This window comes from Pseudonocardia phyllosphaerae (assembly GCF_046546475.1).
Classification (GTDB): Bacteria; Actinomycetota; Actinomycetes; order Mycobacteriales; family Pseudonocardiaceae; genus Pseudonocardia; species Pseudonocardia phyllosphaerae.
Genome location: NZ_JBKGXS010000010.1, coordinates 130,814 through 144,376, shown reverse-complemented (window position 1 = coordinate 144,376; position 13,563 = coordinate 130,814). Strand labels below are relative to the sequence as shown.

At 73.2% G+C, this 13,563-nt stretch carries 16 protein-coding genes; 6 read left to right on the top strand and 10 right to left on the bottom strand.

The annotated features are described in order from the left end of the window. The first annotated feature begins 19 nt into the window (after nucleotides 1-19). Nucleotides 20-484 carry a peroxiredoxin gene (locus tag ACLE50_RS19600; protein ID WP_410945044.1) on the top strand — a complete coding sequence of 155 codons (465 nt, stop codon included), beginning with the start codon at nucleotides 20-22 and terminating at the stop codon, nucleotides 482-484. A gap of 32 nt (nucleotides 485-516) precedes the next feature. Here ACLE50_RS19600 and map read toward each other — a convergent pair whose 3' ends face one another. From map to ACLE50_RS19580, 4 genes are all read right to left on the bottom strand, one after another. Further along, a complete protein-coding gene (gene map, locus ACLE50_RS19595) occupies nucleotides 517-1,374 on the bottom strand; it encodes a type I methionyl aminopeptidase (RefSeq protein WP_410945043.1) in 858 nt (285 codons plus the stop codon). A 75-nt stretch (nucleotides 1,375-1,449) separates the two neighbouring features. Next, nucleotides 1,450-1,833 (bottom strand): DUF3054 domain-containing protein, encoded by a 384-nt coding sequence (locus tag ACLE50_RS19590; RefSeq protein WP_410945042.1) that lies wholly within the window; start codon nucleotides 1,831-1,833, stop codon nucleotides 1,450-1,452. A gap of 70 nt (nucleotides 1,834-1,903) precedes the next feature. Beyond that, a complete protein-coding gene (locus ACLE50_RS19585; RefSeq protein WP_410945041.1) occupies nucleotides 1,904-3,736 on the bottom strand; it encodes a penicillin-binding transpeptidase domain-containing protein in 1,833 nt (610 codons plus the stop codon). Nucleotides 3,737-3,762: 26 nt separating this feature from the next. Further along, nucleotides 3,763-4,236, bottom strand: coding sequence for a MarR family winged helix-turn-helix transcriptional regulator (locus tag ACLE50_RS19580; RefSeq protein ID WP_410945040.1), 474 nt, complete (start codon nucleotides 4,234-4,236; stop codon nucleotides 3,763-3,765). A 61-nt stretch (nucleotides 4,237-4,297) separates the two neighbouring features. Between ACLE50_RS19580 and ACLE50_RS19575 the strand changes: the two genes are divergently transcribed. Beyond that, on the top strand, nucleotides 4,298-5,575 hold the full coding sequence (locus ACLE50_RS19575) for an FAD-dependent oxidoreductase (RefSeq protein WP_410945039.1): 1,278 nt from the start codon (nucleotides 4,298-4,300) through the stop codon (nucleotides 5,573-5,575). On the opposite strand, the gene ACLE50_RS19570 is transcribed toward ACLE50_RS19575, so the two are convergent. Both ACLE50_RS19570 and ispG read right to left on the bottom strand, forming a co-directional pair. Continuing rightward, a complete protein-coding gene (locus ACLE50_RS19570) occupies nucleotides 5,499-6,332 on the bottom strand; it encodes a GNAT family N-acetyltransferase (protein ID WP_410945094.1) in 834 nt (277 codons plus the stop codon). The genes ACLE50_RS19575 and ACLE50_RS19570 overlap by 77 nt on opposite strands. A gap of 117 nt (nucleotides 6,333-6,449) precedes the next feature. Beyond that, entirely contained in the window at nucleotides 6,450-7,601 is a 1,152-nt protein-coding gene (gene ispG / locus ACLE50_RS19565) for a flavodoxin-dependent (E)-4-hydroxy-3-methylbut-2-enyl-diphosphate synthase (RefSeq protein WP_410945038.1), read from the bottom strand. Between the two features lie 155 nt (nucleotides 7,602-7,756). Here ispG and ACLE50_RS19560 point away from each other — a divergent pair, with 155 nt between their 5' ends. Further along, the gene (locus tag ACLE50_RS19560) at nucleotides 7,757-8,032 is read left to right on the top strand and encodes a hypothetical protein (protein WP_410945037.1); all 276 of its coding nucleotides are present in this window, start codon (nucleotides 7,757-7,759) and stop codon (nucleotides 8,030-8,032) included. A 5-nt stretch (nucleotides 8,033-8,037) separates the two neighbouring features. Here the strand turns inward: ACLE50_RS19560 and ACLE50_RS19555 are convergent, their stop codons facing one another. The 3 genes from ACLE50_RS19555 to dxr are packed head-to-tail and all read right to left on the bottom strand — an operon-like array spanning nucleotide 8,038 to nucleotide 10,981. Beyond that, nucleotides 8,038-8,523 (bottom strand): phosphatase domain-containing protein, encoded by a 486-nt coding sequence (locus ACLE50_RS19555; RefSeq protein ID WP_410945036.1) that lies wholly within the window; start codon nucleotides 8,521-8,523, stop codon nucleotides 8,038-8,040. Next, on the bottom strand, nucleotides 8,520-9,839 hold the full coding sequence (locus ACLE50_RS19550; protein WP_410945035.1) for a M50 family metallopeptidase: 1,320 nt from the start codon (nucleotides 9,837-9,839) through the stop codon (nucleotides 8,520-8,522). The genes ACLE50_RS19555 and ACLE50_RS19550 overlap by 4 nt, the downstream gene beginning before the upstream one ends. Further along, nucleotides 9,836-10,981: a 1-deoxy-D-xylulose-5-phosphate reductoisomerase gene (dxr, locus tag ACLE50_RS19545; RefSeq protein ID WP_410945034.1), complete on the bottom strand. Its 1,146-nt coding sequence runs from the start codon at nucleotides 10,979-10,981 to the stop codon at nucleotides 9,836-9,838. Before dxr ends, ACLE50_RS19550 begins: the two co-directional genes overlap by 4 nt. Before the next feature lie 76 nt (nucleotides 10,982-11,057). Between dxr and ACLE50_RS19540 the strand changes: the two genes are divergently transcribed. From ACLE50_RS19540 to ACLE50_RS19530, 3 genes are all read left to right on the top strand, one after another. Then, on the top strand, nucleotides 11,058-11,318 hold the full coding sequence (locus tag ACLE50_RS19540) for a DUF2631 domain-containing protein (RefSeq protein ID WP_410945033.1): 261 nt from the start codon (nucleotides 11,058-11,060) through the stop codon (nucleotides 11,316-11,318). Between the two features lie 16 nt (nucleotides 11,319-11,334). Continuing rightward, on the top strand, nucleotides 11,335-12,315 hold the full coding sequence (ligD, locus tag ACLE50_RS19535; RefSeq protein WP_410945032.1) for a non-homologous end-joining DNA ligase: 981 nt from the start codon (nucleotides 11,335-11,337) through the stop codon (nucleotides 12,313-12,315). Between the two features lie 96 nt (nucleotides 12,316-12,411). Further along, nucleotides 12,412-12,654 (top strand): hypothetical protein, encoded by a 243-nt coding sequence (locus ACLE50_RS19530; protein WP_410945031.1) that lies wholly within the window; start codon nucleotides 12,412-12,414, stop codon nucleotides 12,652-12,654. A 282-nt stretch (nucleotides 12,655-12,936) separates the two neighbouring features. Here ACLE50_RS19530 and mug read toward each other — a convergent pair whose 3' ends face one another. Then, entirely contained in the window at nucleotides 12,937-13,509 is a 573-nt protein-coding gene (mug, locus tag ACLE50_RS19525) for a G/U mismatch-specific DNA glycosylase (RefSeq protein ID WP_410945030.1), read from the bottom strand. Nucleotides 13,510-13,563: the final 54 nt, after the last annotated feature.

The following is a 13,563-nucleotide window of genomic DNA, read 5'->3' as shown; positions in this document are numbered from 1 at the left end:
GTCCCCCGAGGAGCTCCCCATGGCCGTCGGCGATCTCGCCACCGACTTCACGCTGCCCGACGACACCGGCACCCCACGCCGGCTGAGCGAGCTGCTGGCCACCGGCCCGGTGGTGCTGTTCTTCTACCCGGCCGCGATGACCGGCGGCTGCACCGCCGAGGCCTGCCACTTCCGCGACCTGGCTGCGGAGTTCGCCGAGGTCGGCGCGCAGCCGGTCGGGATCTCCTCGGACCCGCCCGGTAAGCAGAGCATGTTCGCCGCCGCGAACGGCTTCGGCTTCCCGCTGCTGTCCGACGCCGACCACACCGTCGCGAAGTCCTTCGGCGCGTGGCGGGCCTGGCTGCCCGGCAACTTCCACACCCGGCGCCGCACCTACGTGATCGACACCGACCGGGGGATCCTGGCCGAGATCGGGTCGGAGACGGCGATGGAGCGCCACGCCGACGACGCCCTGGCCGCCCTGCGCGAGCGCCGGGCCGCCTGAGCCCGTCCCAGGTTCGCAGAGACCCGGCCCGGTCAGGGCAGGGTCAGGATCTCCGAGCCGTCGTCGGTGACCAGGATGGTGTGCTCGAACTGGGCGACCCAGGACTTGTCCTTGGTGACGACGGTCCAGTCGTCGTCCCAGGTGTCGTAGTCGATCCCGCCGAGGGTGATCATCGGCTCGATGGTGAAGGTCATGCCGGGCTCGATGACGGTGTGCACGTCGGGCTGGTCGTAGTGCAGGACGACCAGCCCGGAGTGGAACTCGTGGCCGATGCCGTGCCCGGTGAAGTCGCGGACCACGCCGTAGCCGAAGCGCTTGGCGTAGGACTCGATGACCCGGCCGACGACGTTGAGCTCGCGCCCGGGGCGGACGGCCTTGATCGCGCGCATCGTGGCCTCACGGGTGCGCTCGACGAGCAGCCGCGCCTCCTCGGACACGTCGCCGGCGAGGAACGTGGCGTTGGTGTCGCCGTGCACGCCGCCGATGTAGGCGGTGACGTCGACGTTCACCACGTCCCCGTCGTCGATCACCGTGGTGTCCGGGATCCCGTGGCAGATGACCTCGTTGAGGCTGGTGCAGCAGGACTTCGGGAAGCCGCGGTAGCCCAGCGTCGACGGGTAGGCGTCGTGGTCGATCAGGAACTCGTGGACGGCGCGGTCCACCTCGTCGGTGGTGATCCCCGGCCGGACGGTCTCCCCCGCCACCTGCAGCGCCTGCGCCGCGATCTTCCCGGCGTACCGCATGGCCTCGATGGTCTCGGGCGTCTGGACGTCGCCGCTGCGGCTGCGCGCCGGGGCCGCCTTGCCGACGTACTCCGGGCGCGGGATGTGCTGGGGCACGTCCCGGATCGGGGTCGGGGTGCCGGGGACGAGCAACGTGCGGGACGACATGTCCCCCATGGTAGGCCTCGTCCGACGCCCGGGCCGGGGTCCCCGGGCCCGTAGCACGGTGCAGCCCGGTGCAGATCAGTGCTGGGAGGGCTCGCGGGTGCGCAGGTAGGCCACGACGGCCGCCAGTCCCCGCCAGCCGAGCAGCAGCACCGCGAGCGAGATCGTGGCGACGACGGCGAACGACAGCGGCAGGCGGTCCAGGAACCCGAGCCGCAGCACGAACCCGACGACGACGCTGCCGGCCAGCACCACCGCGCCGGCGCGCGCGGTCGTCGGCGCGGCCCGCACCCACGGCGTCGCCCAGGCGGCGACGACCCCGAGGGCGAAGGGGAGCGCGGTGCCGATCAGGCCCAGGATGCTGTCGGCCTCGGCGTGGCTGATGCGCCCGATCGCCGCGAAGACGACGACGGCGACCAGGTCGGCCACGAGCGCCAGGGCGGGGACACGGCGGGGATCCACGGCGTACAGGGTAGGCCCTCGTGGCAAGGGTGCACGGCGTCAGCACCACATCCGTTGTGCGCCACCGGCCTCAGCGGGGTGCCTTCCCCAGGAACTTCGCCGCCATCTCCACCGCCGGGCCGGAGGACTTGCCGTCGACGATGAGCGCGGCGAACGCGAGGTCGCCGCGGTAGCCCATGAACCAGCCGTGCGCCTTGTTGTCCCCGCCCCCACCTGCGGAGTACTCGGCGGTGCCGGTCTTGCCGTAGACCTCGCCCTGCCCGGCGGCGGCCTTCGCGGTGCCCTCGGTGACCACGGCCCGCATCATCGGCCGCAGCTGGGCCAGGACCTTCGGGTCCGGGGTGCCGGGGGCGACGGCGACCTCGGTGCGCTGCCCGCGGATGAACGTCGGCGTCACCGGGGCGCCCTTGTCGACGGTGGCGGCGACCATCGCCAGCCCGAACGGCGAGGCGAGGACGTCGCCCTGCCCGAAGCCGTCCGAGGCGCGCTGCAGGTCCTCGGTCGCGGGGTCGACGGAGCCGGTGATCGTCGTCATCCCTGGGATCTTCCAGTCGGCACCGAAGCCGAGCGCCTTGCCCGCGGCGGGCAGCGCGTCGGGGGCGAGGCCGAGCGCGAGCCGGGAGAAGGTCGTGTTGCAGGACTTGGCGAACGCCGTCTGCAGCGGGACGTTCCCGAGCACGAACTCGTCCTCGTTCGGGATGGTGCGGCCGTCGATGACGGTGGTGCCGGGGCAGTCCACCGGCGAGCCCGGGTTGAGCTTCTCGGCGGGCAGCGCGGCGTAGGCGGTGACCGTCTTGAAGGTCGATCCCGGCGGGTAGCGGCCGGTCAGTGCCAGTGCGCCGTCGGCATCGGCCTTCGGATTCTGCGCGACGCCGACGATCGCGCCGGTCGACGGCTTCACCGCCACGATCATGGCCTGGTTCGACTCGCCGTCGACGGCGGCCTGCGCGGCGTCCTGCACCTGCTTGTTCAGCTCCAGAGTGACCGGCTTGCCCGCGATGGGCGGGACGCCGGTCAGCGAACGGGGCTTCCCGCCGGCGCCGACCGCATCGACCGACCAGCCGGGGACGCCGCCCGCGGCCTTCTCGATGTCCCCCCGAGCGCCCTGCAGCACCTGGCCGGCGAACTTCGCGTCCGGGGCGAGCAGCCGGGTCGACGGCGCGAAGGTCACGCCGGGCAGGTCCTGGATGCGGTCCTTCACCTTCGCGTAGTCGCCCTGGCGCAGGACGGCGACGGTGTAGACCTGCCCGTCCGGGACGGCCCCGGCGCCGTCGGCGATCGACTTCGCGGTGATCGTCGGGTCGACCGAGGACAGGGCAGACCCCAGCGGCCCCGAGGACTGCGCAGCGTTCGCCTTGGCCAGGGTGATCGTGACGACGGGGGTCGGGGCCTGCAGCGTGGCGCCGGAGGCGTCCAGCACCGGGGCCGGGGTCGCGTTCACGGTGCGGTTGACCGGGCGCTCCCCCTGCTCCAGACCGGGTGCGAACGCGGCGGGCGACCAGTCGACGGCCCAGCCGGTGTCGTTGCCGTCGGTCTCCTCGGCGCGCACCAGCGGCAGGTTCAGCGTGTACGCCCAGCGGCGGCCCTGCCCGAGGTCCCACGCGACGTCGACGGTCGAGGTGGCGCGGTCGCCCTCGGTGCGGGTTCCGGTGACCGTCGCGGTCATCGAGGTCGCGGACAGGTCGGTGCGGGCACGGTCGAGGTAGCGCGACGCCTCGGCGGGCGCGCTGGTCAGCGCACCGGCGGCCGGGGCGTTGCCGGCCGACCAGGCGGTCGCGTACTGCTCCGCGGTGTCCGACGGCCCGGCCCACGGCCGCAGGACCGCGACGACGATCCCGGCCGCCAGCAGCACGGCGACCACGGCCGCGACGACGATCGGACGTTTCCCCAGGGAGCCCAGCACGGTGATCGAGTATGCCGACCCGGACGTCAGGACCGTGTGGTCCCCCCGGGCTCCTCGGCCTCGGCCGTGGCGAGGTGCTCGCGCACGGTCCGCAGCATCGTCACCAGTTCGGTCGCGCGGTCGGCCTGCAGTCCCATCGAGGCCGGCGCGTTGAACGCGCGGACCAGCGGCCACGCCCGCTCCAGGGTCGCCCGGCCGTCGGCGGTGAGCTCCAGCCCGGCCCTGCGCCCCCGGCCGCCGGGGCCGTCCCGGCGGACCAGCCCCCGGCCGACGAGGTCGGTGACCAGCTCGCCGACGCTCTGCGGCCGGAGCAACGTGATCCGCGCCAGCTCGGCCTGCGACGGCGGCGGGCCGCCGCCCTGCTCGCGGTGTTCGAGCTCGGCGAGCACGCCGAATCCCGTCGCGGTGAGGCCGGCGCGGGCGAAGACCCGGTGGAACCCGCGCGTGACGACGTGCGCGGTCTGGACCAGCTCCCACAGGGGCACGTCGGGCTCTTGCACGAGCCGACAGTATCAGGCACCTTGTAGTCACTATCAGGTTCCTGATATCGAGGAGTTCGCCATGCGCGTCGTCATAGCCGGAGGCGGGATCGGCGGGCTGGCGCTCGCCCAGGGGCTCGAACGGGCCGGCATCGGGACCGTGGTGCTCGAACGGGACGCCCGGCCCGAGGACACCGGCGGCTACCGCCTCAACCTGGACGCAGACGCCCGCACGGCCCTCTCGCGCCTGCTCCCACCGCAGGTGTTCCAGGCCGTCCTCGGCTCGGCGGCGGCCGGCACCGACGTCGACCGGTTCACCTTCTGCAACCACCGGATGCGGGTCCTGGCCGAGACGCCGCTCCCGCCCGCCCACCGGGTGATGATCGGGCGCGTGGCCCTGCGGACGCTGCTCGCGACCGGCCTCGACGTCCGCTGGGGCGCGGCCTACCGCTCGCACACAATCGAACCCGGCGGATCGGTGCTGGTCCGGCACGACGCGGGAACCGAGACCGCGGACGTGCTGGTCGGGGCGGACGGCACCCGGTCGGCCGTGGCCCGGTCGCTCGCGGGCCGTACCTTGTCCGCGCCCACCGGGGTGGACGGCGTCGCGGGCACGGTCCCGCTCGACGACACCGCCCGCGACCTGCTCCCCTGCGTGCTGGACCACGGGTCGGCACTCGCCTTCGGCCCGCGCGGAGCCGGGATGTTCCTGACCGTGCACGACCCGTCGACGAGCCCGGTGAACCCGTCGGCGTGCACCTCCCCCGCCGCGATCCGCGGAGCCGCGAGCGTGCTGATCGGGGTGCACGTCCCCGCGGACCGGCTCCCGTCCGGAGCCGGCCGGCTCGACGGCCCGGGGCTCCTCGCGCTGCTCGGCCGGCTGCTCCGCGAGTGGGACCCGGCGCTGCGGACGCTGGTCGACCGGATCGACCCGGCCACCCTGACGCACTTCCGCCTCCAGGCCGCGGACCCCGATGCCGACCCGGCGCCGTGGCCGTCCGGGGTGGTGACCGCGATCGGCGACGCCGTGCACGCGATGCCACCGACCGGTGGGCGGGGCGCGGCGACCGCCATCCGCGATGCCGACGTCCTGACCGGCCGGCTGGTCGCCGCGCGCGACGGCCGGACGACGATCCCGCTGGCGCTGCACGCCTACGAACGGGAGATGGCCACCTACGGCCCCGAGGCCGTCCGGGTCTCGCTCGAGCCGCTGGCCCGGCAGCGGCGGATGTCCGGCCCGCTCGGCGGTGCGCTGCTGCGGGCAGCGGGTCTCGGCGCGACGCTCAGAACAGCACGGTCGCGAACTGCGCGACCTGCTCGAACCCCACACGGCGGTACGCGGCCCGCGCCGGCGAGTTGAAACCGTTGACGTAGAGGCTCGCGCAGCGCCCGGTCGCCGCGAGCGCCGCCGCGACGGCCGCGGTGCCCGCCGTACCGATGCCGTGACCGCGCCAGGCCGGGTGCACCCAGACGCCCTGGATCTGCCCGACCGTGCGGGACAGCGCCCCGATCTCGGCCTTGAACACGACCTCGCCGTCGTGGAACCGGACGAACGCGCGGTGCGAGGTGATCAGCTCCGCGACCCGGGCGCGGTAGCCGGCGCCGCCGTCGCCGTCGCACGGGTCGACGCCGACCTCCTCGGTGAACATCGCGACGGCCGCCGGCAGGTAGCGGTTCAGCTCCTCGAGCTTCGCCGGGCGCACGTGCGGGTCCGCGGCGACCGCGGGGGCGCCCTCGAGCGTCATGAGCGGCTGGTCGGCGCGCACCTCGCGGGCGGGGCCCCAGCCGGGGGCGAGCTCGTCCCACAGCGGCAGGACCAGCTCGGCCCGCCCGACCAGTGACGAGCAGATCCGCCCGGCGCGGCGGGCGCGGTCGGCGAAGGCGCGGATGGCGGTGCGCTCGCCGCGGAGCGGGACGAGGTTGGCACCGGAGAAACAGAGGCCGTCGGCGGTGGAGCCGTGTGCCCACATCTCGCCGCCGAGCCGCCAGGGGTCGAGCCCGACGGACTGGACGCGGGACGCGACCATGCAGGTGGCGACGGGGTCGGCGTCGAGCACGTCGTCGACCTCGAAGCGGTGACGATCATCGAGAAGCCGTGCTCCGGCCACCCTCAGCACGTCGTCAATCATGCCACGCTCCGGACACCCGAAGGCGTGCCGCCGGCCGCTCGTCGGTCACCTCGCGCTCCTTCGTCGCTCACCTCTCCGACGCCCTCCCCCGCCCGACCGGCGGGCTCAGCCGACGGTGACCTCGGGCTCGCCGGAGGTCACGTCCTCGCCCATCTCCTCGGCGATCCGCATGGCCTCCTCGATCAGCGTCTCGACGATCTGGGCCTCGGGCACGGTCTTGATGACCTCGCCCTTGACGAAGATCTGGCCCTTGCCGTTGCCGGACGCGACACCGAGGTCGGCCTCGCGGGCCTCACCGGGCCCGTTGACGACGCAGCCCATGACGGCCACGCGCAGCGGGACCTCCATGCCGGTCAGACCGGCGGTGACCTCGTCGGCGAGCTTGTAGACGTCGACCTGGGCACGCCCGCAGGACGGGCAGGAGACGATCTCCAGCTTCCGCGGGCGCAGGTTCAGCGACTCGAGGATCTGCTGGCCGACCTTGATCTCCTCGACCGGCGGCGCGGAGAGCGAGACGCGGATCGTGTCGCCGATGCCCCGGCTGAGCAGCGCGCCGAACGCGACCGAGGACTTGATCGTGCCCTGGAACGCGGGGCCTGCCTCGGTGACGCCGAGGTGCAGCGGGTAGTCGCACTGCTCGGCCAGCAGCTCGTAGGCCCGGACCATGACGACCGGGTCGTTGTGCTTGACCGAGATCTTGATGTCGTGGAAGTCGTGCTCGGCGAACAGGCCCGCCTCCCACATCGCCGACTCGGCGAGTGCCTCGGGTGTGGCCTTGCCGTACTTCTCCATCAGCCGCTTGTCCAGAGAGCCGGCGTTGACCCCGATCCGGATCGGCGTGCCGTGGTCCTTGGCGGCCTGCGCGATCTCCTTCACCTGGTCGTCGAACTTGCGGATGTTGCCCGGGTTCACCCGGACGGCCGCACAGCCCGCCTCGATCGCGGCGAAGACGTACTTCGGCTGGAAGTGGATGTCGGCGATCACCGGGATCTGCGACTTCTGCGCGATGGCCGGGAGGGCCTCCGCGTCGTCGGCCGACGGGCACGCGACGCGGACGATGTCGCAGCCGGCCGCCGTCAGCTCGGCGATCTGCTGCAGGGTCGCGTTGATGTCCGACGTCAGGGTGGTCGTCATCGTCTGGACGGAGATCGGGTAGTCGGAGCCGACACCGACCGGGCCGACGTGCAGCTGCCGGGTCGTCCGGCGCGGGGCCAGGGTCGGCGCGGGCGCGGAGGGCATACCCAGGGAGACGCTCACGGGCCCCACTATCCCATCGTCGTCCGTGCATCGCCGCCCGCGGTGAGTGAGGGCACTCGCGGACGCCTCACCGATCGGGCGACCGCGGCTGCCGCGCTGTCCGCTCGCTGTGTGCCACGGTGATCGGGATCCGACCGGAGCCGAGGTGAGGCCGCATGAGCACCGTACCGTCCGACGACGCAGCCCGGGAGGTCCTCGTCGTCCTCCTGATGTGCCCGGAGACGGTGGAACAACTGGTGACGATGCTCCCCGAGGACGTCGAGAAGGGCCTCGCCGGCCGGGACGGCAGCGTCCGGGCCGGCGTCGGACGTGTTCTCGGTGCCCTGCACCGGGACGGTCTCATCCGGCCGGTGCGGCCCGCCCACGACTCGTGGGAACTCACCGGGGCCGGCCGCACCGTGGCCCAGCGGATCGACGACGCCTCGGGCTGACTCATTCAGGTGCGGCCGTGCTTCTCCTGCGCGTCCTGCAGGGTCGACGAGTGCGGCAGCCAGGTCGCGAGCTCGACCGGCCAGCCGTCCTCGGTGAGCATCCGGACCACGGCCGGGTCGTCGTCGAGGACCAGGGCGATGTCGCGTTCGCGGGCCAGCTCGCGCAGTACCTCGCGCTTGACGTAGCGGGCGGGGCGGTGGTCGTCGTCGGGACGCATGTACAGCGGCCCGGTGGGCAGGCCGAACTCGGCGAGCCAGGTCTCGGTCAGCTCGCGGTTCCGCTCGGGGCGCCCGGTCAGGTAGACGACGTCGTAGTTCTCCAAAGCCTCGCTCAGCCGCTCCGCGCCCTCGTCGAGCAGCGGGTCGGCGTGCGCCGCGGAGAAGAACCGCTCCCAGCGGTGCACGTCGAGGTAGTGCAGCCGGTGCGAGACGTCGGCGAGGACACCGTCGATGTCGAAGACCGCCAGCGGGCGGCGCTGCTCCCCCGTCACCCGGGCAGCCGGACCGGGTTGACGATGTCGGCGACCAGCAGCACGGCGCTGAACGCGAGGAACACCATCACGAACACGTACGCCACCGGCAGCAGCTTCGCCGCGTCCACCGGGCCGGGGTCCGGGCGTCCGGCCAGCCGGGCGAGCCGCCGCTTGATCGCCTCCCAGATCGCCGGGACGATCTGCCCGCCGTCCAGTGGCGGGATCGGCAGCAGGTTCAGCACGAACAGCGAGATGTTGACCCCGGCCAGCAGCTGCAGGAAGAACGTGACCTCCTCCCGCCACGGCTCCTCCTGCGCCAGGATCTGCCCGCCGATCCGCGAGACGCCGACGACGCCGACCGGGCCCTCGGGGTCGCGCTGCTCGCCGAGGAATGCGGCGCGGAAGAGGGCGGGGACGCGCTGTGGGATCTCGGCGATCGACTGGCCGGTGCGGGCGACGTAGAAGCCCATGAGGTCGGCGACGGCGCCGGGGCCCTGCCGGACGTAGTCGCCGGGGAGCAGTGAGACGCCGACGAACCCGGCGGACACCGTCCGGCTCGGGTCCCGCATGTCCTGCACCTGGTTCGGGACGATGTTCACCGTCAACGGGATCCGCTGCCCGTTCCGGTCGACGACGAGCGGTGTCGGCCCGGAGGCGACGCGGATCGCCTCCCGCAGCGCAGTGCCGTCGTTGCGGCCGTACTCCTTGCCGGCGAGCCCGACGATGCGGTCGCCGGGCAGCATGCCCGCGGCCGCGGCCGGTGCGAGCGGGGCACCGGCGGGGCAGTCCGGCGTCGGGCTCTGCGCGGTCTGCGCCGTCGCCGGGACGACGCACTTGCTGACCTCGGAGACCTGGGTGCCACTGGCCGGCAGCCCGATCCCCATGAGGATCACCGCCATCAGGAACACCGCCAGGACCAGGTTCATGAACGGCCCGGCGAACATGACGACGATTCGCTTCCAGGGCGCGCGCGTCCAGAACTGCCGGTCCGCGTCCTGGGGCAGGACGTCAGCCTGGGACTGGGCCCGGGCGTCGTCCATCAGGCCCTGGAACGGCCCGGTGCGACGGCTGCGGCCGAGCCGGCCGTGCCCGGGCGCCGGCGGCAGCATCCCGATCATGCGGACGTAGCCGCCGAGCGGGATGGCCTTGATGCCGAACTCGGTCTCGCCGCGCCGGCGCGACCAGATCGTCTTCCCGAAGCCGACGAAGAACTCGGGGACCTTGATCCCGAACCACCGCGCGGTCGTGAAGTGCCCCAGCTCGTGCCACGCGATCGACAGCAGAAGCCCGAAGAAGAACAGGGCGATTCCGACGATCGTCCAGAGAACGGTCACGACTCCGCCTTCGCACGCGCGTGGGCGCGGGCCCACTCCTCGGCCGCCAGCACGTCCGCCACGGTAGCCGGATCGGTCGTCCAGGCGTCGGCGGCCTCCAGGACCTCGCCGAGCAGGTCGGTGATCCCGGTGTAGCCGATCCGTCCGGCGACGAACGCCTCGACCAGCTCCTCGTTGGCCGCGTTGAGCACCGCGGGCAGGCAGCCGCCGCGCTCGCCGGCCGCGCGGGCGAGCCGGACGCCGGGGAAGGCGTCGTCGTCGAGGGGCTCGAAGGTCCAGGTCGACGCGGTGTCCCAGGCGCACGGCGTGGACGCGCCTGCGATCCGGTCCGGCCAGCCCAGCGCCAGCGCGATCGGCAGCCGCATGTCCGGCGGGGAGGCCTGGGCGAGCGTCGAGCCGTCGGTGAAGGCGACCATCGAGTGCACGATCGACTGCGGGTGCACGGTGACCTCGATGCGGTCGTAGGGCACGCCGAACAGCAGGTGCGCCTCGATCACCTCCAGCCCCTTGTTCACCAGGGTCGCGGAGTTGATCGTGATGACCGGACCCATGTCCCAGGTCGGGTGCTTGAGCGCCTGCTCGACGGTCACCCCGGCCAGGTCCGCGCGGGTCCGGCCACGGAACGGGCCGCCCGACGCGGTGAGGACCAGCCTGTCGACCTCGCTCGCGCGGCCGCCGCGCAGGCACTGCGCCAGCGCCGAGTGCTCGGAGTCCACCGGCACGATCTGGCCGGGCTCGGCCGCGGCGAGCACCAGCGGGCCGCCCGCGACCAGGGACTCCTTGTTCGCCAGCGCCAGCCGGGCCCCGGTCTCCAGCGCGGCCAGGGTCGGGCCGAGACCACGCGAGCCGGTGATGCCGTTGAGCACGACGTCGGCGCCGCAGGCGGTCACCAGGTCGGTCGCCGCGGCGGGCCCGTCGAGCACCTCGACGCCGGGCAGCAGCTCGCGCAGACGGGCCGCGGCGTCGGTGGAGGCGACGGCGACGCGCGGCACCGCGTGCGCACGCACCTGCCGGGCCAGCAGCTCCAGGTCCGACCCGCCCGCGGCCAGCCCGGACACGGTGAACCCACCGGCCTTGTCGATCACGTCGAGGGCCTGGGTGCCGATCGACCCGGTGCTGCCGAGCACTACGAGTGACTTCATCACCGCACATCATCCCCGGAGCCCGACCTGTGCGACGATGAACCCCGCATCGCAGCGGGACAGCAGGAGGCAGCACGTGGCGAGCAACATGCGCGAGGTCGCGGTCCGGTCCGGCGTGGACCCGGCCGAGGAGCCCTCGGTCGACTGGGGCTGGCACGGTCGCTTCCCGAAGGGCATCAAGATCGCCGGCATCTCCACTGCGGTCGCGCTCCTGCTGATGCTGATCGGGCACGAGACCAGCTGGACCGAGCGGCTCTGGATGGGCATCCCGGCCCTGATCTGCCTGCTCGGCGTCGGCTACCTGGTCCTGCGGCAGCGCCACAGCTGGCGGAACTGATCCGCAGGCGCCGGTCGTGGTCGCCGCTGCCGGTGAGCCGGTCGAGCTGACGATCGGCGGCCGGACCGTGCGGCTCTCCAGCCCGGACAGGGTCTACTTCCCGGCCCGTGGCGAGACCAAGCTCGACCTGGCGCGGTACTACGAGTCCGTCGGCGACGGGATCGTGCGTGCGCTGCGCGACCGGCCCTGCATGCTGCACCGCTTCCCCACCGGCGTCACCGGGGAGAAGGTGCACCAGAAGCGGCTCCCCCGCGGTGCACCGGACTGGGTGCCGACGGTGCGCGTGCACTTCCCCCGCTTCGACCGGACCGCCGACGAGCTGTGCGTCGCCCACCTCGCGGACGTGATCTGGGCGGTGCAGATGTCGACCGTGGAGTTCCACCCCTGGAACTCCCGGGCCGGCGACGTCGAGTCCCCCGACGAGTGGCGGATCGACCTCGACCCCATGCCCGACGCGTCGTGGCCGGACGTGCAGCGGGTCGCCGGTGTCGTGCACGAGGTGCTCGACGAGCTGGGCGCGACCGGGTTCCCGAAGACCTCCGGCGGGTCGGGCCTGCACGTCTACGTCCGGATCCCGCCGGACCACGGGTTCGCCGACGTCCGCCGCGCCGCGCACGCGTTCGCCCGCGAGGTCCGGCGGCGATGCGATCTGGTCGACCTGTCCTGGTGGCGCAAGGACCGCGACCCGGCGTCGATCTTCGTGGACTACAACCAGAACGCCCGCGACCACACCATCGCCTCGGCGTACTCGGTGCGCGGGACGCCGGAGGCGCGGGTCTCCGCCCCGGTGACCTGGGACGAGATCGACGACTGCGAGCCCGGGGACTTCACGATCGCGACGATGCCCGCGCGCTACGCCAGGCTCGGTGACCTGACCGCCGGCATCGACGACACCCTCTTCTCGATCGAGCCGCTGCTGGAGTGGGCCGACCGCGACGCCCGGGACGGGGACGGCACACCGGATCCGGTGGACGTCCCCGATCTCGACCGCGCCTGAGGACCCCGGCGCCACTCCTCCGGCCCCCGATCATGGAACGGGTCTGCTTCACTTCAATCGGATGATACGAACATTCCGGACACGGGAGACGCCGAGATGAAGCAGCCGGACCAGATGGACCCGATGCAGCGGATGTGGACCTACGTCGGGATCGGGGCGGTCATCGGCCTCGTCGTCGGCGTCGTCGTCGCTCTCGTGCTGGGCACGATGACGGCCGCACCGATACTGGTGCTCGCCGGTATAGCCGGCGGGGTCGCCGCCCACTACCTGACCGCCGGCAAGCCGGCACGGCCCGAGCAGCCCGGTCCCGATCCGGCCGACCCCACGCCTCGCGGCTGATATCCCGCAAGGCCGGATCAGCTGAGCGGACCCACCTGACCCGGTACCCGGCCACCCGTGATCAGCCGCTACGAGGGTTTCGGTGCCACATCCGGCACCGGATCCCTCACGGAAGACGATCATGGAGGTCCGCGGCCACCGGTGATCACCGTTCTGCCGGTGTCCGGTGCCACATCCGGCACGGGACACCGGCAATCCGCCGATCATGGCGACGCCGGGCCCCGCGCCGCTCCATGATCGGCGGCTCCAAGGGGTTCGGTGCCGGATGTGGCACCGGATCCCTCAGGGACGATGATCAGCGGCCTCCCGGAGCCGGGCGAACTCGGCGACCATCGCCTCCCGGGACCAGTGCGCGTTGAGCCCCGACGGGTTCGGCAGCACCCACACCCCGGTCTCCCCCAGCCCCTGCGACTGCGGGCCGACGCGGGCGTCGCGCACCCCGAACGCCGTCCGGTAGGCCCCGATCCCGACGACTGCGAGCCACCCCGGCTCCCGCTCCGCGACCAGCGCACGCAGCCGCTCCCCGCCGGCGACCAGCTCGTCGTCGGAGAGCTCGTCGGCGCGGGCCGTCGCACGGGGCGCCATGTTCGTGATGCCGAGCCCGAGGCCGGAGAGCGAGCCCTGCTCGTCGGGACGCAGCAGGCGGGGCGTGAACCCGGACTCGTGCAGCACCGGCCAGAACCGGTTGCCGGGCCGGGCGAAGTGGTGCCCGGTCGCGGCGGAGACCAACCCGGGGTTGATCCCGCAGAACAGCACCCGCAGCGCGGAGCCCGGTGCGGGCAGCACGTCGGGGACCGTGGCGTCGCGGGCTCGGTCGAGCGCGGCGCGGTCGGGCAGGCGTCCCACACCGGTCATCCGATCACACCGGCTGACCGCCACACCGATCAGTTCGGCTGCCGGCGGCGGTCG